Annotated in this window: 13 protein-coding genes; 1 reads left to right on the top strand and 12 read right to left on the bottom strand. The window is 59.7% G+C overall.

The window, feature by feature from the left end; genetic code table 11:
• Window positions 1-3 precede the first annotated feature (3 nt).
• A complete protein-coding gene (locus JBE38_RS23175; RefSeq protein WP_205345210.1) occupies window positions 4-777 on the bottom strand; it encodes an L-iditol 2-dehydrogenase in 774 nt (257 codons plus the stop codon).
• Between the two features lie 222 nt (window positions 778-999).
• Between JBE38_RS23175 and JBE38_RS23170 the strand changes: the two genes are divergently transcribed.
• Window positions 1,000-1,920: an AraC family transcriptional regulator gene (locus JBE38_RS23170; protein WP_205345209.1), complete on the top strand. Its 921-nt coding sequence runs from the start codon at window positions 1,000-1,002 to the stop codon at window positions 1,918-1,920.
• 6 nt (window positions 1,921-1,926) lie between these two features.
• On the opposite strand, the gene JBE38_RS23165 is transcribed toward JBE38_RS23170, so the two are convergent.
• The 11 genes from JBE38_RS23165 to JBE38_RS23115 all read right to left on the bottom strand — a co-directional run bounded on the left by JBE38_RS23165 (window position 1,927) and on the right by JBE38_RS23115 (window position 18,419).
• Window positions 1,927-2,727 (bottom strand): aminoglycoside phosphotransferase family protein, encoded by an 801-nt coding sequence (locus tag JBE38_RS23165; RefSeq protein ID WP_205345208.1) that lies wholly within the window; start codon window positions 2,725-2,727, stop codon window positions 1,927-1,929.
• Between the two features lie 252 nt (window positions 2,728-2,979).
• Window positions 2,980-4,140 (bottom strand): MFS transporter, encoded by a 1,161-nt coding sequence (locus tag JBE38_RS23160; protein WP_205345207.1) that lies wholly within the window; start codon window positions 4,138-4,140, stop codon window positions 2,980-2,982.
• A gap of 71 nt (window positions 4,141-4,211) precedes the next feature.
• A complete protein-coding gene (locus tag JBE38_RS23155; protein WP_090372444.1) occupies window positions 4,212-4,874 on the bottom strand; it encodes a class I SAM-dependent methyltransferase in 663 nt (220 codons plus the stop codon).
• A gap of 192 nt (window positions 4,875-5,066) precedes the next feature.
• On the bottom strand, window positions 5,067-5,306 hold the full coding sequence (locus JBE38_RS23150; RefSeq protein WP_090371735.1) for an acyl carrier protein: 240 nt from the start codon (window positions 5,304-5,306) through the stop codon (window positions 5,067-5,069).
• Window positions 5,307-5,331: 25 nt separating this feature from the next.
• Window positions 5,332-6,315 carry a beta-ketoacyl-ACP synthase III gene (locus JBE38_RS23145; RefSeq protein WP_205345206.1) on the bottom strand — a complete coding sequence of 328 codons (984 nt, stop codon included), beginning with the start codon at window positions 6,313-6,315 and terminating at the stop codon, window positions 5,332-5,334.
• A gap of 3 nt (window positions 6,316-6,318) precedes the next feature.
• Window positions 6,319-6,744, bottom strand: a complete 426-nt coding sequence (locus JBE38_RS23140) for a nuclear transport factor 2 family protein (protein WP_090371740.1) — start codon at window positions 6,742-6,744, stop codon at window positions 6,319-6,321.
• Window positions 6,741-7,982, bottom strand: a complete 1,242-nt coding sequence (locus JBE38_RS23135) for a cytochrome P450 family protein (RefSeq protein ID WP_090371742.1) — start codon at window positions 7,980-7,982, stop codon at window positions 6,741-6,743. Before JBE38_RS23135 ends, JBE38_RS23140 begins: the two co-directional genes overlap by 4 nt.
• Window positions 7,975-8,889 carry an SDR family NAD(P)-dependent oxidoreductase gene (locus tag JBE38_RS23130; protein WP_126870674.1) on the bottom strand — a complete coding sequence of 305 codons (915 nt, stop codon included), beginning with the start codon at window positions 8,887-8,889 and terminating at the stop codon, window positions 7,975-7,977. The genes JBE38_RS23135 and JBE38_RS23130 overlap by 8 nt, the downstream gene beginning before the upstream one ends.
• A gap of 1 nt (window position 8,890) precedes the next feature.
• The gene (locus JBE38_RS23125) at window positions 8,891-10,216 is read right to left on the bottom strand and encodes a phthiocerol/phthiodiolone dimycocerosyl transferase family protein (RefSeq protein ID WP_235863279.1); all 1,326 of its coding nucleotides are present in this window, start codon (window positions 10,214-10,216) and stop codon (window positions 8,891-8,893) included.
• Window positions 10,216-11,376 (bottom strand): FAD-dependent oxidoreductase, encoded by a 1,161-nt coding sequence (locus JBE38_RS23120; RefSeq protein WP_090371749.1) that lies wholly within the window; start codon window positions 11,374-11,376, stop codon window positions 10,216-10,218. The genes JBE38_RS23125 and JBE38_RS23120 overlap by 1 nt, the downstream gene beginning before the upstream one ends.
• Window positions 11,373-18,419 carry an amino acid adenylation domain-containing protein gene (locus JBE38_RS23115; protein ID WP_205345205.1) on the bottom strand — a complete coding sequence of 2,349 codons (7,047 nt, stop codon included), beginning with the start codon at window positions 18,417-18,419 and terminating at the stop codon, window positions 11,373-11,375. Before JBE38_RS23115 ends, JBE38_RS23120 begins: the two co-directional genes overlap by 4 nt.
• Between the last annotated feature and the right edge of the window lie 181 nt (window positions 18,420-18,600).

Here is an 18,600-nt window from a genome sequence, read left to right as displayed (position 1 = left end):
CGGTCAGCTCATCCAGTTGCCACCGTCGACGTTGTAGGTTTGCGCAACCACATAGTCGGCGTCTTGCGAGGCCAGGAAGATCGCCATCCCGGTCAGGTCCTGCGCCGTGCCCATGCGCCCGAACGGCACTTCGGCGCCTACCCGCCTCTTCTTCTCGCCGGGGGCCAGCCCCTCATGCCGGGCGAACAGCGCATCCACCCCGTCCCAGTGCTCACCGTCTACCACCCCCGGGGCGATGGCGTTGACGTTGATACCGTGCTTGATCAGGTTCAACCCCGCCGACTGCGTGAGGCTGATCACCGCCGCCTTGGTCGCACAATAGATCGCCACCAACGGCTCGCCACGCCGCCCTGCCTGACTGGCCATGTTGATGATCTTGCCGCCATGGCCCTGGTTGATCATCTGCCGTGCGGCGGCTTGCAACGTGAACAGCGTGCCGGCGACGTTGATCGAGAACAGCCGCTCATAGCTGTCGCGGGTGATCTCGACAATCGGCGCCAGGTCGAACAGCGCCGCGTTGTTGATCAGGATGTCGAGCTTGCCGGCATGGGCGACCACGGCGGCAATCGCCGCATCGATAGAGGCTTGGTCGGTGACGTCCATCGCCACCGCGTAAGCCTGTGGGCCCAACTCGAGTGCCGTGGCCCGGGCGTGTTGCAGGTTGATGTCGGCGATCGCGACGCTAGCCCCTTCGGCGATATAGGCCTGGGCAAAGGCGCGGCCGATGCCGCGTGCCGATCCGGTGATCAGCGCACTTTTACCTTGCAGTCGTTTCATGAGCGTGGTCCCTCGGGGGCCATAGCGTGTTTTTGGAGTTGAGGGCCGATTACAGCAGCTTGACCAAACCCGCTCAAACACATGGCGAATGCTCGACTGATACTTTTTTAACCTCGTCGCCAAAATCAAAAAAGTATCGGCTCAGGGCGAAACCCTGGGTAGCGCAGAGGCTGCCGGTGCGCGTATTTTGAGGCGTTCCCTTACTTGAAAAGAGGCATGAGCATGCCCGTCAGCCGCGCCGAACTGTTCGAGCATCGCCCCGCCGAACTTGAAGTGATCCTGCCCGAACCGGACCGCTGCTTTCGCTGGTTCGAACATGACTACCCTTACGACCTGGCGCGCTGGAACCACCATCCCGAGTTCGAAATCCACCTGATCCGCCAAGGCAGCGGCAAACTGGTCGCCGGGGATTACATCGGCGCTTTCAACGCCGGGCATGTTGCGCTGATCGGCCCGAACCTGCCTCACGACTGGATCGGCGACCTCGCCCCCGGCGAATACCTGAAGGGGCGCGACGTGGTGCTGCAATTTGACGGCGCCGCCCTCCTCGCCTTGCGTAAAAACCTGCCGGAGCTGGGCGATTTGCGCCCCTTGTTCGAACGGGCGCGGCGCGGCCTGGCATTCAGCGGCAGCACGGCCACGCAGGCGGCACAGTTGATCGAGGCCATCGGTCATGCCCAGGGCCTGCAACGGCTGATCCTGTTCCTGCAACTGCTCGACACCCTGAAAAACGCACCACAGCAGCAGGTTCAGACACTGGCCAGCCCCTGCTACGCCCCCACGCTGGATGCGCGCAGTGCCGAACGCATCAACCAGGCCTTCGACTACCTGATCCGGGAACTCACCGGCGACGTGCGCCTGTCGGTGATCGCCCGGCAACTGGAGATGAGCGAAGCGGGCTTCTCGAGGTTCTTCAAGCGCAACACCGGCCATGGTTTTATCGAGCTGATGCGCAAGTTCCGCGTGCAGCGCGCCTGCCGGTTGTTACTGCAAAGCGAGATGTCGGTGGCGGCTATCTGCTTTGAAGTGGGCTACGCCAACCTCTCCAACTTCAACCGGCACTTTCGGATCGAGATGAATCTGACGCCGAGTGAATATCGCCGTGAAACGGCGATGCGATGGTTCAACCGCACTGGCTTGTAGCGTCGGTTACCGGGCCAACGCGCTTTGTGCCAGGTGGACGACCTCAAGATTGATTTCTGCGCGCTGGCGTTCTCCGTCCTCAAGAAACCAGGCTGCCGATAATCCGGCATGCGCCACTACCCATTGCAGCAGGCGTGGGCGGGCGAGGCCTGCCATTTGTGCAATCACGTCAACCTGGCGGGTGAAACGTACCGGGTCGTTACAGGTAGGCAAATCCGGGTTACAGATCAGATTGGCGTAGTCGTAACCGCGCTCGCCCATCACCCGCTTTGGGTCAATCGCCAACCAACCCCGAGCACCGAAGTCGAGAATATTGTCGTGATGGACATCACCATGCAGCACCACGATGTCCTGTTGCGCCGCCAGCAACGCACGCGCCGTCGCTGCGCAGTCGAGCAACCTGCCGCCCTCATCCTCAGCCGCATTCCACAAAGACTGAAACCAGACGTCCAGGGTCAGTAACCCTTGCGGTGGCGAAGGACGCGGCGCGTGCAGTCTGGCAACCGTCGCGCAGGCAATCCGACTGGCTTCGTCATCCTGACCCGTGAGCGCCATACGCATCAAGGAACCCGGGCCGGTGGCACGTTCCATCAACAACGCATCGTCATCATGGGCGTACACCTGCGCGGCGCCGTCGCCTGCCCACCAGCTCATCAACCGCCCACCGAGCTTTTCTTCCGAGGTATGGGCAATTTTCAACATCGCCGGGCAGCCTTGCCAGCGCACGGGCAGCAAGTGGCTGCCGGGCGTCACGATAGGCTCGCCGTCGGCACTCAGGTTCCAGGATTGCAGATAGCGTTCGAACATCAAGGAGCTCTTTGGGTTGTCCCGTGAAAATGAAACCCAGTCATTTGCTACCTGTTAATCAGAATGATGCCACGAAAAACGTGGTGGAGACGTACATCGAATCTCTAGCTCAATGTCTAGTCCTGAAATGGGTGTAAACCCATTTCAGGACTAGACAGGGCGACCCAGATAGGGGCTCAAACCAGAGAGCCAAGGGTTAATAATCAGTTACTACCTTCTACAAGAAAGGAGACAAGCATGATCCGCCAGCCTCTATCTCGCAAATGTTGATTGAGCAGTACGGGCCCTGAACTCCGGTATCAGTGAGAGGAGTGCCAACACCCCTAGACCGGCGCCCACCCATAGTGCGCCCTGTAGCCCCAACCCGGCAGCGATGCCCCAACCGCCTATCCACGACCCCGCCATGACGCCAAGCATTATGCACGCCGTATGTACGGAGTTGACCAGCATGTTGTTATGGCCGACACGCGCCCCTCGGGTAATTAGCGCCGGGTTCATTGAGACGCCCGTCAGGCCGATAACGACCAGCGCCGCGATTGCGACCACTTTGACTTGGCCAAACAGCGCAAAAATGACCATGGCAGCTATCGCCGCCACCAGGCCGTAGGCGATGACACTAATGGTGTGACGGTCGGCCAACCGGCCCACGACATTGTTCCCCACCAAGGTTGCGAGACCGTATACCACCAGTAACGCAGGGACGGTCGGAGCTGAAAAACCGCTGACCTGGGTAAGGATCGGTACGAAATAGGTGAAGCCGGCGAAAGTTGCACCGATCAACAACAGGCTGGTGGCATAAACCTCCCACAGCTTGCCGTTCTTGAACACCGCCAGTTCTGAACGCAACGAGGAAACGCTTGGCGGCGGCGGCAGCGATGGCATCAGTTTCATCACGAGCAACCCGACCAGCAAGGCCACGACGGCCACCGCCACGAAGCTGACCCGCCATCCGAACCAGTCCCCCACCAGCGTCGCCGCCGGCAATCCGAGGACGGTACCCACCATCAGGCCGCCCAACACCATGGACGAGGCACGGCCAAACAAATGGCCTTCCACCAGCTCTGAACATGCCGTCAGCGCGACACCAAAGAATGCGGCAGCCGCAATTGCCGTGACAAGCCTGGCCACCACCATAATTCCGTAACCCGGTGCCAGTGCGCCAATGACCTGCCCGACCACGAACAACGCGATCAGCCCCAATAGCGCTTTCTTGCGAGGCATGGCGAGCAGTGCGACGGTCAGCAAGGGACCTCCCAAGGCCATCGCACCGGCATAGATCGTCACCAAGTAACCCACTGCAGCATACGAAACGCCGAAGTCACTCGATAACGCAGGCATTAATCCAGCCACCATGTATTCGCTGGTGGTGAGCGCGAAGATTGCAGCGCCGAGAACATAAATAATCAGGGGCATAACAGTTCAACCTCAAACAATAAAATAAATAACACTGTGGCTTGCGTACCGGAGCATCGTTGCAATTACCATCAGTGGGAATTGCCGCCTACGCCCTTGGGCAAAACCGTAGCGCAGTGGGCAAACAGATTTGAACTGGTGCGAATGATCGTCAGCCCGCACTCCGTCAACAGCGAATGCAACGCCGCCTTGGAGTAAGACCTTGAATAAAAACCATCGATACCGGTAAAAATCATTCCATCCGCCTGTGAGTGGCGTTCAAGGTTCTCCACCCCGCACTTGAGGTAGTAGCGCTGTCTGACACAACTTGCTTCGACACTGTCTCCAAACACGCAAATCACTACAGCGACATTGCGCGCCGCCAAGGACTTCAACAACCGGGTCGGATCACGAAAGTTGCCCAGTAAATTGAAAGGCAACAGGTAGAGTTCGCGCGCGCCTAGTGGCGCTTGCCCGCAAGCGATGTGGTTGAGCACATCGGCGACGATTGTGCCCGCCCGTTCCGACATGCCCTCGCGCTCGATCCGAGCCTGCAAGAGCTGGATCGCCCTTGGATTAAGATCGACACCGAGGTAGCGTGCATTCAGCAGCCTGGCAATTTCCAGCGCCCTTCCGTCATAGCATCCCAACTCCACCAACATGTCACAGCGAAAATAGGCCATCGCCTCAAACGTCATCAGGCTTTCCATCTGCAACAAGGGCAATACATCATCCGGAAAGTTGGCCAAGGTCATGATTGTTGTGGCGCCGGAGTCACGCTCATAAAAAGCGGATTCCCGGTGCAACTCGATGCTTGAATTGAAATCCTGACTCACATCTACCCCCAGCCGTTGACGGCTTTGATGATTGATCCAAAATGCCCCCTTGCCATTGCGCCAGAGCGGCGTGGTCGGAGTGAGGACAGTGCATTGGCTTGTGATCGTGGGTCAGGACGCCAGGCGCAAATCTACCAGTTCTAGTAATTCGCCAACGGTTTCCAGAGGGTCGAGATCCTGGTCAGCAATGGGTACCTCAAACGCTTTTCGCAACTTGAACGACAACTCGGTAATGGCTAGAGAGTCGTCGGCAAAGTCCTGCATGCTGCTGTGAACAGTAATGCTGTCCCTGGGCACCTTGGCGTAATCACTGAGCAGCGTGAGTAGTTTGTCTTCCGTGGTAACAGCCATACTTTTTCTCCCTGAAATAAGAAATTTAAACAATCCTTGGCCAACGCAGCGCCACCGAACCCCAGGTGAGCCCGGCGCCGAATCCTGTCAATACAACCCGATCACCTTCCTGCAGGCTCCCCGCGCCATGCCCATACACCAACGCCAGGGGAATGGACGCTGCGACGGTATTTCCAACCTCCGAAAGGTTACTCACGACGCGCTCGAACGGGATGTCCAGCTGATCGGCAACTGCCGCCAGAATGCGCGTGTTTGCCTGGTGTGGAACGAGACGGTCGACGTCACGTACCTCCCAGCCAACGGCCTTCAGGACCTGCTGCACCGACTCGGTCATGTGGTTGACGGCTTCGTTGAATACAGCGCGTCCATCCATGCTGAAAAAGCTAGTGGACTGTTGATTTGCACGCTCTTCATGAGTGACCGCAGGGGTCATGAGCAACCCGGCCAGGCTGCCATCGCTACCCAAGTCGAACCCAAGCAAGGCACCAGGTTCGGCACTGTCACCGGAGCGCAGTACGACGGCGCCCGCGCCGTCCCCGAACAGCGCCCGGGTGGAGCGGTCGCCAGGATCGAGGGTGCGCGTGAAGGTGTCCGCACCAATTAGCAATACGCTGTGCACCACACCCGCGGTGATCAACGAGCTGGCTACGGCAAGCCCATACACAAACCCGGTACAAACTGCCGAAATATCGAAAGCCATCACACCACTCATTCCAAGCCTGGCGGCGACCCTCGGCGCAGTCGCAGGGCAGGAAAAGTCAGGCGTGGCCGTCGCAAGTACAACGGCATCCACTTGTGTCAATCCAGCACTGGACAATGCACGTGCCGCCGCTTCGATCGCCAGGTCGCCAGTGCTCTGGTGAGCCCCTGCGATATGGCGCTGGCCCACACCCGTACGGGTGCGAATCCACTCATCCGAGGTATCCAGTTCTTCGGCGAGCATGTCGTTTGTGACAATTGCCTCAGGTTCGTAGCCACCCAAGCCACAGATAACGGCTGCACGTGACATTGTTCAGACTCCTTGGACGATCTTGGCGGCGGCTTCCACTCCACCCAGCGCCTCAAGATGGCGCAGCGGGTTCCAGAAATCGCGGTAAAGCAGAATCTTCCCGTTCCGGGACCTGATTACCGAGATGTAATCCTGCTTGAGCTTGCCACCCGACACGATTGCCACGCCGTCGCCATGGAACTCACCGATGGCCAGGTCAGGATCGGCGGTGTCGTAGAACTGCACCTCGGTGAAGTTGACGCTCAGGTGCTCCGGGAACTTACGCATGTGCGCCCAGATGACTTCGCGCCCCTCAAAGCGGGTGTTCCAGCCAGGGGGTGCATAAGGAAACTCCAGCACGCCCTGCTCATGAAACAGATCGCACCAGCCCCTGGCGTCACCGTTCTCCAGGAGCTGCAAGCTATGAGTAAGAATCTCTCTGGCATTCATCGTGTATTCCTTTTTAGTGGGGAGGTGGACGCAACGCTCAGCCCGGGCAAGACAGGAACGCTGATCAAGGCCCGTAAAAAAGTGATCGGAAGCCACTGCAATTCCGAATGCGGTACGGCGAGGGATAAGTCGGGAAACCGGTCAAGCAGCCGGCCAATCGCGATGCGCCCTTCCAGGCGTGCCAGCGCCGCACCGACGCAATAGTGCACACCAAAGCCATACCCGAGGTGGCCATCAGTGCCGCGCGTCAAGTCAAGGACGTCGGGATCGTCAAATCGGTCCGCGTCATGATTGGCGGTCAGGTTGGAGACCAGGATGTACTCGCCCTTGGGAATGATGACGTCTCCCAGCACAATGTCTTCGATCGTAAACCGCAACATGGACGCACGCACCGGGCTGTCATAACGCACCAGCTCTTCCATAGCGTTGGGCAACAGCTCGGGCCGGGCACGCAACTGGGCCAATTGCTGCGGGTGAGTAAGCAGCGTGACCATGGCGTTGCCGATCATGTTCATGGTGGTTTCAAACCCACTCATCAACAGTAAATGCGCCATGCCCACCAGTTCGAGCTCCGTCAGTTGCCCGGTCTCGTCGGCGGCCTGTACCAGGGCGCTATACACATCGTCGGCCGGTTGTTGGCGCTTGGCCTGCAACAGGCGCCTCAAGTACACCGCCTGATGATCGGCCAGTGCATTGGCATCCTCGGGTGACAACAACTGCGCCTGGCGCTCCCACGAATCACGCACATGCTCGCGTTCGGCCTCAGGGATGCCGAGCAATTCGAAGATCACCGCGATGGTCAAAGGTACGGCGAAGTCAGCCATCAGGTCGGCTTGCTCACGCAAGGCAATGGCATCGAGCAGTGCTTCAGTCACCCGCTCTATATGCGGTTGCAGGCGCTCAATCTGACGCCTGGTGAAGGCGCGGCCCACCAGGGCCTGCAAGCGTGCGTGGTCCGGCGGGTCACAATTGAGCATGTGATGACTGAGGGACTCACCGATTTCCGCGCGCCGGATCCCGGTACGTTGAGCATAGAGCTCAGCGGCCTGCTTCGCGTCCCGCCGTACTCCGGGATGGGACAAGACTGTCCGGGCATCCTGATAACGCGTGACTAACCACACGGGGTGATTCGGTGCCAAGTGTGCAGGACGTGGTAAGCCGTCGACCTGCAAGCCGTCATAAAGTGAATGCAAGGGAGAAATCAGTTCCTCTCCCAGCCTGAGTTCGCGATCAGACACGTTGCACCTCCTTTTCAGCCGGGGCCGGGGTCACGATGGGCCGGAACATCTTGTCGACCATGGCATCAGGGAGCAGCCACGCCAGCATCGTCCCGCGCCTTACGTCAGCACCGACGCGATAGCGAGTCTTGGGCTTGCTTGCCGTGAGCGCCACGAACACTGCGCCAGCCACGTCGGCAGGCTGGGTCAGACTGTTGCGCGCGCCCTGCTCGTTACCCTTAAGAAACCGCAGATAGGTCTCGCGATAAAGTGAGGCAATAGCTTCCGGCACCGACGCCAGAGCACGCTCGCCTTCAGCCGAGATCTTGTCCCAAATAGGTGTCCAGATAGCGCCGGGGCTTACCACTGAGACAGCAATGCCCATGGGTGCCAGCTCACGGCGCAGGGCATCACTCAGACCTTCCTTGGCAAATTGCGCTGCCGAGTAAGCCCCCAGATAGGGAATCGCAACAGAACCCAGCCCAGAGGTTATGTTGACCAGGCGCGCGCCGTTTGACTGACGCAGCAACGGCAAGAACGCGCGTGTGACGGCAAGCTGGCCAATCAGGTTGACCTCCAGTTGTTTGCGCAGCAGGTCGCTGGACACGCACTCCAGTGGTGCCGACACGCAAATCCCGGCGTTGTTGATCAGGCCCCACAGACCGGCCGCCCCGACCCGCGCCGACACGTTGGTTGCCGCGGCCTTGATCGAGTCTTCATCGGTCACATCAACCAGCACTACGCTGATCCGCCCTGATGGGCACTGCGCAATGAGCTGTTCGCCATCGGCTTGCCGACGTACCCCGGCGATCACTTCAAAGCCGCGCTCAGACAGCTGTAAGGCAGTTTCCTGACCAAGGCCAGAGGACGCACCGGTGATCAATACAAATTTGCCCTCGGTCGACAAAGGTTTGCTGCTGAACATCATGTCATTGCTCCTCACGAACGGATCGAGTTGGCTGATCAAGAGCGCACAGCAGCTCTCGAATGCACTCATCAGCCAGGCACTGTGCTCGACTGGCCGGCACGGCTTCGTCGATGTGGGTGAAATTCCAGAACAGCCGGCCGTGGCTGCTGTTGATAGTTGCAACGAAATAGCCGTTGACTGAGATGCCCGTCAGAAACTGCGCTTGGGACACTTCCCAGGCACCGATCCTCTCGGGAAACGGGTAGCGCCCAATGTTCGACGAGCACAGATTGATTGGCCCCTCGGCTTCCATGAAAGCCATGAACGGACGGGCCTGTTCCACTGAAAGCGGCGCCGCCGCGACCACCAACGTCACCAGGTTAAAGTGGTGACCCTGCTGTTTACGCTGCTTCAGGTCGGTGGTGAGGGCACGGGCGATGTCCCAGAACGGCAATGCGGCGTCGACCACCGATGGGACGGTGGCAACGTAGGAGCCTACCTCGTCGCTACGCACGACAGGCTGCAACTCACCCCGAAAGTCGATAGGTGAGCCGACTGTAAAGAATCCCGGCTGCCTGTCCGCGTCACGCGCGGCCGCCAATACCAATGCCGCGGTCAACGCTCCGTGCACCGTTGTGCCTTGCTCACGGGATACGCGCGTGAGGACTTCAAGTTGCTGACCATCCAACTCTCGATGCAACAGACGGGTACGCCGCGCATCAAGTGCGACCGCCACGCTGGGCTCAACCCGGCCAGGTCGACAAAGCGCCATCAATGCCTGATCACTTGAAGTTTGCTCGGCGAGGCTCTGTTCCGCCGCCTCGCCGGTATACCGCGCCGGTCGCAACTCTTCCGCAGGTGCAAGCACCCGCGCGGTCCATCGCGGCGCGTGAGGGTCAGCTGCCAGGGTCAGCCATTGCTCGGCCAGGGACAATGCCGTCGTACCATCGGCAATGATGTGCGGCACCACTACCAACAGGTCATGCACGTTGTCTTCGCCACTGATCACCACGGCGCGGATCAGCGGCCCGGTGTCCGGGTCGACACGCTCCACCAATTCACTGGTGTTGATTACATCCACCCACTGCTCGTCATACGTACCGCGAACAGTGCGTAAGGGGATAGGCCGCACGCAGGGTAGCCACCGAGGGTCCAGGCCTTGATCATGCTCGATCCTGGCGCGCAGCAACGGGTGTCGTACTTGCAATTCATCCAGACCACGACGCAAATCGTCGAGCTGTACATCGCCACGAACACGCACCCGGGAAATCACGTTCAACACCGAAAGTTGGTCACACAGCCAGTACCAACGCTCCACCGCAGAAAGCCTACGATTAACCTGTGTCATCACTCCACCCCCGGGAATGTCAGCGCCAACTCGTTTTGACGAGTGAAGGTGCGCTCCGGTACATAGCGAAAGTAGACATCACGTGCAAACGTACGCAGCGGATGTTCCAGTTGCTCGACGCAGCTCAGTGCCCGTGAACTTTCAACCATCGCCCGGGCACGATCACGTCGACGATCTTCATAGGCCCGCAAGGCCGCCTGAGAATCGTCAATGGTGGCCAGGCAGTGAGCCAGCACCGCGCCATCCTCAATCGCAATTGCCGCGCCCTGGCCCAGGCTGGTGAGCATCGGGTGCGCCGCATCACCGAGCAAAGTAACTGGCCCCGCGCCCCAACGCTCAAGAAATGGACGGTCCTGGGCCGGTAGACTGGTGATCGTATGTTCGGGTGTAGCCTCGATAACCGCCTGCACTTCATCGGCCCAACCGGCATACAACTGCTGTATGCCCGCTTTGCCCCGGCGCCAGTCTCGCGCCTGTTCTGCGGGCATGTTCCGAGTACCCCACCAATAGACGTTGCCGCCCCCGATGTCCGCCAGACCGAAACGCTGGCCTCGCCCCCAATAATGCGCCACGTACCCCTCGGTTATCTTGGCGTGACTGAACGCAAGCGTGGCGCGCCAGATGATGTAGTGCCAGTCGGTGGGTTTCTCCGGCCCGGCCAGGGTGGCGCGAATAGCTGAATTGAAACCGTCGGCACCGATAAGAATATCAGCGTGTACCTCACGGCCATCGCTGAAGCTCACCACGACGCCGTCACCCGCTTGAACGTACCCTGTTGCGGTAACGCCCAACTCAATCTTGCAGTCCGCCGTCTGCTCCAGCAGCGCCTGTTGCAGGCTGGCCCTGTGGATTGCCAGGTTGGGCTGGCCGAGCTGGCGCGACAGGTTTCCGAAATCAATCGACCTGATCGGCCGCCCGCGCCGCGTCAGAAACCTCAAGGACTCGAACGGTTGGGCTTCTTTGAAGTCCGGGGTCACACCAAGCCTGGCCAATGCCGTGAGCGCGTTGGGCATCAGCGACAGGGCAGAGCCGACCGCGCGTAATTCCTTGGCGCGCTCATACAGTTCGACATCAAAGTTTGCCTTGCTCAAACAGGCGGCAGCCGCCAGCCCACCGATCCCGGCGCCGACGATCACGATTTTCTTGCGTTTGCTGGTCATGGGCGATTTCCGTCGGTGTGGGAGGAAGAGGTAAGCAGCCCGGTTATCGCCGCCGCCACTGACACGACATACGGCTCTTTCATAAGCAGCAAGTGATCGCCCGGGACATCGATGACGGTGAGATTGCCGGTGGTCCAGTGCCGCCAGCCATTGCTCGGCTCGTTGTAATGCGTGCCGGCAGCGTCATGCATAGGCTTAAGGGAAGCCGGCAATGGCCCGTCGGCACGCAACAATGCAAAGTCGCAATCGGTTACGGGCGGGCGGTACTCCATCAACGCACGCCAGTTGGCCCGGAACAGCTCATACAAGCGCCGCACCGTTGCCCGCGGCGTACCCGCAGGCAGTACACCATTGCTGATGGCGCCCTCGACGATGTGGTCCAGCTTCTCGTTCAGGCTCAGCTCAGCCGGCAGCGGCTCAACTTTCTCGTGGCTACGTTCAAACCAGACCAGCTCCCAGTAAAAGAACTGCAGCAAGGCATCATCTGATGCTCCCATGAAGCGCTCGCGATCAATAGTGATCGAGTCCAGGACGATCACTTGCTCTACCGATTGCGGATCAAGCGCCCGCAACTGGCGAGCCATCTCATAGGCGACAAACCCGCCGAATGACCAGCCCGCCAGCACGTAGGGGCCTTGCGGTTGTACACGACGGACCGCGGCCAGATATTCGGCAGCCATCTCCTCGATACTTTCGATCGGCGTACTACCCTGTCCGCTACCCGCCGCCTGCAAGGCATAGACGGGCATGTCAGCCGGCAACGCACGAGCCAGTGGCAAGTAGCACAGCACGTGCCCTCCCAAAGGGTGCACCAAGAACAACGGCGTTCGGCTGCCGCTGGCCCTGATCGGTACAAGCGGATCAAACGCCATCACTGCGCTGCGTTCACGCAGCCGTCCGGCCAGCCCTGCGACGGTGGGTGACTCGATCAAGGCGGCAATAGGAATATCGATGCCGAACCGTTTCTCAAGGGTCAGCACCAACCGCATTGCCGTCAGGGATGTACCGCCAAGCTCGAAAAAGTCGTCGCGAATGCTCACTTCCGGCACATCCAGCAACTCAGACAAAAGCTCTGCCACCGTGCGCTCATATTCATCGCGAGGCGCTTCGTATTCGACCAAGACCTCTTGAGCCAGTGGAATCGCCCGCAGGGCTGCATCGTCGCGTTTGCCGCTGGGCGTCAGCGAGAAACCGTCAACCCAGACGAAAAACGACGGGATCATAAAGTCCGGCAATTCGGCCCTAAGGGCCTTCTTCAATTCAACCAGATCGACCCTGCTCGGGTCTCCGGTCAGGAAAGCCGCAAGGAACGCGTCCGTGCCATCTCGATCCCGGGCGACCACAGCAACGCCCGCCAGGCCCGACTGGTGTTGCGCTTGGCGCATTATGGCCAGCTCGACCTCGACCGGCTCAATACGGAAACCGCGCACCTTGACCTGCGTGTCCGCCCTGCCGAGCCACACCACATCGCCGTTGTCCAATACGCGACCAAGGTCACCGGTGCGGTAAAGTTTGGCGCCCTCACGCCAGGGGTGAGGTACAAAACGTTCGTCGGTAAGTTGGGCAGCGCGATGATAACCACGGGCCAGGCACTCACCCCCGACATAGATTTCGCCGGTAACCCCTACAGGCACCGGCCGCATGCCAGCATCAAGAAGCTGGATCTCGACCCCGTCCAATGGCTGGCCGATGGGCGGCAGGGCGGGAAACGTCGCGGGATCTCCCGTCAACGAGTGGAAAGTCACCTGGTGAGTCTCGGTCGGTCCGTACTGATTCTCCAGCAACAAGCCAGGCATCGCCCTGCAGAACGCCCGGATGTCCTCGGTGATGCGCAACTGCTCACCGGACGACACTACAACCTGCAGGGCATTTGGTAGCAGGCCCAACGTGTTGGATGCTTCGGCCAACCGCTGCAAAGCGACAAAGGGCAGCAAGGCGCGCTGAACTTGATAGCGCTCAAGCAAGCGCAGCAGCGCCGCCGGATCAAGCCGTTCTTCGTTGGAAACAAGGCGCAGTTCCCCGCCGCCACACAAGGTGGAGAAGATCTCCTGGAACGACATATCAAAACTCAAGGGCGCGAACTGCAACGTGCTCAAGCCCGGGCTACCGCTGGGTACGCGCAGCTGCCATTGGGTGTAGTTGGCCCACATGCGGTGCGGTAGTTCGACGCCCTTGGGACGACCGGTGGATCCGGAGGTAAACAACAGCATGGCTAGGTCATCCATGGCCGGGGCTGCGAACGACTCAGGGGAAATGGGTGCAACGACTTCTTCCGCTTGCAAGACAATGGCGCTCGCAGCGACCCCGGCATGTTGCGGATGGGCAACCACGCGATAAGGCTGTGCCGTCTCTAGAATCAGCGCAAGTCGATGGGCGGGGTAGCTCACATCCAGCGGCACACAGACCAGCCCGGCACGCAGGATCCCCCAGATAACGGCGATCATCTCCGGCGACCGGTTCATCGCCACGCCAATGGCGGCACCGGGATGAGCACCTGCCGCCCTTAATCGGGTGGCCACGTAATGCGACACCTGGTCGAGTTTTTGATAAGTCCAATGCTCGTCATTGAAGGCTATCGCGCAGTTGTCTGGCTTCGCCAGAACCTGGCGTTCAAACAATGTGACCACTCCCACCAGCGGCTCTGGAAGCGGTGTGACACCCCGTGGCGGCGCGAGGAACGCGAAATCCACCGGGTCGTCAGGTGCATCGACCACCCGCCGCAGGACATCAACAAACGTCGCTCCCACCAAGTCCGCTTGTGCACGAGTGATCGAGTGGCCATCGGTATCGACACGCAGGTACATGCCATCGCCCACGGGATTGGCGATGGCACTTATGAACAACGAAAAATTAGTCTCTTCCCAGACCTCAAGATCTCGCAACTCATGCAGTGTCTCAAGTACATGCAAGTTCACGTAGTTGAACGCGGTGTGAAGCACGTCACCCTGAGCCTGCTGAATAGCGCTCAGTGGGTATCGGCGATGTCCGTGGCCATCGCGCTCCTGACGGAGTATCTCGTCGACAACCTCGAACCAGGATCGCCCGGCAGTTTGCGAACAGACCGGTACAGTATTAAGAAACAACCCCACCATCCGGTCAGTGTCCGCCAGGTCCGGCCGACCGTGGGTTACCACCCCGGTCACCACCGTGTCTGAGCGCGAGAACACATGCAGCGTGAGGCAGTGCGCAGCCAGGAGCAGCGCCTTCAACGGCACCGCGCGTTGTGCAACCATGGTCTTAGCCCTTGCCAGTAATTCGCCCGGCAAGGCGACCCATTGCCCCATGACTGACTCCTCACCCAGGAGTCGCTCGTGAGCGCGAAACCCGTCAAGCCTGGTCATTGACTTGCCATTCAGCAAGTGCGCCCAATAATCAGCCGTATCCCGGGAGGCGAGCGCGCGACGTTCCTCGCGCACATAAGTAGCGAGCGCCGGCGCAGTATCTGCTGCCAAGACCTGACCACGGTAAGCCGCCGCCCACGCCGCAATCATTGTTCCCACGCTCCAGCCATCCAGGATGGCGTGATGAAAGCTGAACACCAGGTCCAGCCCTCTCTCGCGGACAAATCCCGTGAAGAGGTAAAGCGACGGCTGGTTCAGCGCGTAGCGATGGAAGCGGCGCTGATGGACATGATCATCGATCTGCGCTTGCGCATCGGGAAGGCCCCTGAGGTCGACTATCTTCATCTGGCTGCTGGTCGATGCATGAATGCACTGCATAGGCTCGGAGCACCCGATCAGGTCGAATGAAGAGCGCAGTGCAGGGAATCGCTGCACGACGGTGTCAACTGCACGCCCAAAGGCTGACGCATCCCATGCCAGTTCAAAGCGATAGCGGAAGACATCGTGATAAATCGACGACTCGGGACGCTGGCTGGAATGAAACAGCAAGCCCAGGCTGAGCCTGCTGACCGGAAAGGCGTCTTCCAGGCCCTCAAGTTTCGGGCGGTCCACTTCGCAGACCAGCTCAAACGGTTCTATGCCCTGAGGTAGGCTCGGCCGCACCACGTGTTCGGCGAGGCCGGCAACCGTCGGGTTGCGCATCAGGTCAGCCAATTTGAAACTCAGCCCGTTGCGCTCGGCCTTGGCCCGTATGCGCAGCATGAGGATCGAGTCGCCGCCCAGACTGTAGAAATCATCATGGACGCCAACGCCGGATACTCCGAGGACCTCACCCCAGACCTTCGCCAACAATGATTCAGCGGGGGTGCGCGGAGCGACGCCCATCGAATCCCGCTGTGGCAATGGCAAACATTTGCGATCCAGCTTGCCGTTGCTGGTCAAGGGGATCTGGTCGAGGCGCACAAAGAACGCAGGAATCATGAACTCTGGGATCACAGAGGCGAGTTCGGCGCGCAATGTAACGGCATCCAACTCGGCATCTGCCACGTAGTAAGCGACCAGGAATATTCCTCGAGTGGCTGATGAACTGGCCACCACTGCGGCACACCTCACACCGGGCAGGCGCTCTACATGATCACGGACTTCATTGGGTTCAACCCGGTTTCCTCGAATCTTGACCTGGTCATCGGCACGCCCCAGATACTCCAGGTTGCCATCAGCAAGCCAGCGCGCAAGGTCACCGGTGCGGTACAGCCTGGAGCCCGGTTTGAAAGGGTCGGGCACAAAGCGCTCTTGCGTCAGTTGCGGCCGGTTCAGATAGCCACGCGCGACCCCTGCACCACCGATATAAAGCTCGCCGGGTGCACCTGCAGGTTGTGGCCTGAAGCATTTTCCCAATACGTGGAGTTGAATATTATCGATCGGCTTGCCGATCGGCACCCGTAACAGTGGGCCGCCAACACACGCAAAGTCCGAGACATCAACGGTCGCCTCGGTAGGTCCATACAGGTTGACCAAGGCCACCGTGTCGCCAAAGATCCGCTTGAAACGATTGACCTGGGTCGGCGCGAGTGCCTCCCCACTGCAAAATACCCGCCGCAGGGTCACCGCCTGCTCTCGGGCCTTCGCGTTGGTCTCCAGCAAATCAAGCATTACCGACAACATGGACGGAACGAAATGAATCACGGTGACACTGTCACGCTCTATGACATGCAGCACTTCGCGGGGATCCTTCTCCGCCCCGGGCGTCAACAGGGATAGCTTCGCGCCCGTAAAACTCCACCAAAACAATTCCCAGACAGACACATCAAACGCTATGGGTGTCTTTTGCAGCAGCACGTCCGTTTCATCGATCGGGTACTCACGCTGCATCCAGTGCAAGCGGTTTACAACAGAGCGATGCTCGACCATCACCCCTTTGGGAGTACCGGTAGAGCCCGAGGTGTAAATCACGTAGGCCAGATGATTGGGGCCTGCCACCGGCAACAGGGGCTCGCCCGGCGCCAGCGGCATGTCGACCATCCGCAACACTGGGCAAGCCGCCGATGGCAGCGCGAGATCCACCACCAGGGCGACCCTGGCAGCACAATCTTCCAGCAACAGCTCTATCCGCTCCAACGGATAGTTGGGATCGATGGGCACGTAGGCCGCACCCGCCAACTGGATACCGAGAATGGCTGGCATCAGGTAGCTGCCCCGCTCGACCAGGACTGCCACGCGGTCGTCAGGCACCACACCGCAGCCGCGCAACCGGATCGCTACATCCGTCGCCCGGCGATACAGTTCGGCGGCGCTTATTCGGTTACCGTCTGGCTCAATCAAGACAGTCTGCTGCGGTGCTCGCGCGACTTGTCCGGCAAACAGTTCAGGCAGCGTGATGTCGGTGGGGAATGGCTTGTCGGTAGTGTTTCGCGCGTAAACCAGGTCGTGGTACTCGCGGGCAGACAATGGGTCGACGTCCACTGCCAGCCGCTCGCCACCCGCTACCAAAGCACGCAGGAGCGTCTCGATGTGCTGCGCGGCAGCCACTATAGTGAAGTCTTCATCGAAGATATCGCAAGCGTACTCAAAATCCAGGACCACATCGCTGTGGTCATCGAACTCCGAGACCCATATCGCCAGGGCATCCTGATCATGAGCGTGCGTTTGTGCCACGGTTTCACAGGTTACCCTGGGTATCGAGATTGCCTGCGGCCAGCGCATGTAGGAAAGGGTGGTGTCAAACAACAGCCCCGAGCCCCTGGCTACATCCCCCAGCGGTATGCGTTGATGGCGCAGTAACTCCCGGATCTCCTGGCGCAGTTTCGCGATGAATTCATCCACGCTCTGGCCCGGCAAGACTTCGATACGCAACGGCAACGTATTGGCGAAATGCCCGACCACTGCCTTCGTACTGCGGTCGGAACGGTTCAACACGGGAATCCCCAGAACCACTTCATCGACCCGGTGCACCCTCGCCAGGTAGAGCGCAACCGCCGCGCTGATAAACAGGAAAGGGGATTCACCACGCTCCCTGACCGCCGCGAGCAGCGATCGCTCAAGCGTGATGGCATGCCGTGAAGTGGCCCGTGCGCCGGCCGGTAGTTTGCGATTGAAGAGCGCAGGCTCGACGCCGCTCAGCATCGCAGAAAAATAAGCACGGTCTTCCTGGTACTGTTCGGACTGGGTGTATCCATCGGCCTCGATCACCGCAACATAAGACGTCGCTGGCGCGTCGGCTACTGCAGTGCCGGTCAACCTCAGATATTCACCGCGCACCTGGCCCATGAAGTTCTGCAAGCCCCAAGCGTCGCAGACGATGTGATGAGCACGGACATACACATACACCGACTCAGTGGCCCGCAGCAGGACCAGGTCCGCAAGCGGGCCACCGTCCAGGGAGTAGCTGAAGTCAAAGGCGTTGCGCAGCCAAGCCTCGACGTCAGCGTCGGGCTCCGATTCATGTGTGAAATCAACGATTGTTATGGGAATGTCTGGCTCTTCAGCGAGCCATTGAAAAGGTGTCCCACCCTCCTCCCCCAGCCGTAGACCGAAGGCATCAGTGCGCCTGGCAACCAGCGTCAGCGCATGGTGCAGTGCCTCCTCATCCACCTCGCCAACGAGCCGGTCGTAACAGAAGAGTGTGTACTGATTGTTCTCTGGGAACTGAGCAGCGGCAACCCAAATGTCGCGCTGATAAGGCGATAACGGACTACGGATCATCCCTGTATCCTCTTGAAGAAACTCCAAGGCGTGGCACCACGCATTTCGCCAACATGCCATCAAAAGCACCTTGGCTCGTCCTCATCCTGAGTACGACTTTATCCGTCAGAAGAGTGAGAAAAACTTCCACGCCTTTGTAAGATTTATCCGAGCGTAGAAGGCATTTCATTTTTTGCAAATC

It is taken from the genome of Pseudomonas sp. ICBG1301, from assembly GCF_016918385.1.
In the GTDB taxonomy this organism is placed as follows: domain Bacteria; phylum Pseudomonadota; class Gammaproteobacteria; order Pseudomonadales; family Pseudomonadaceae; genus Aquipseudomonas; species Aquipseudomonas palleroniana.
Note: the sequence above shows the minus strand (reverse complement) of the source record. Positions and strands in the feature narration are given on the sequence as shown.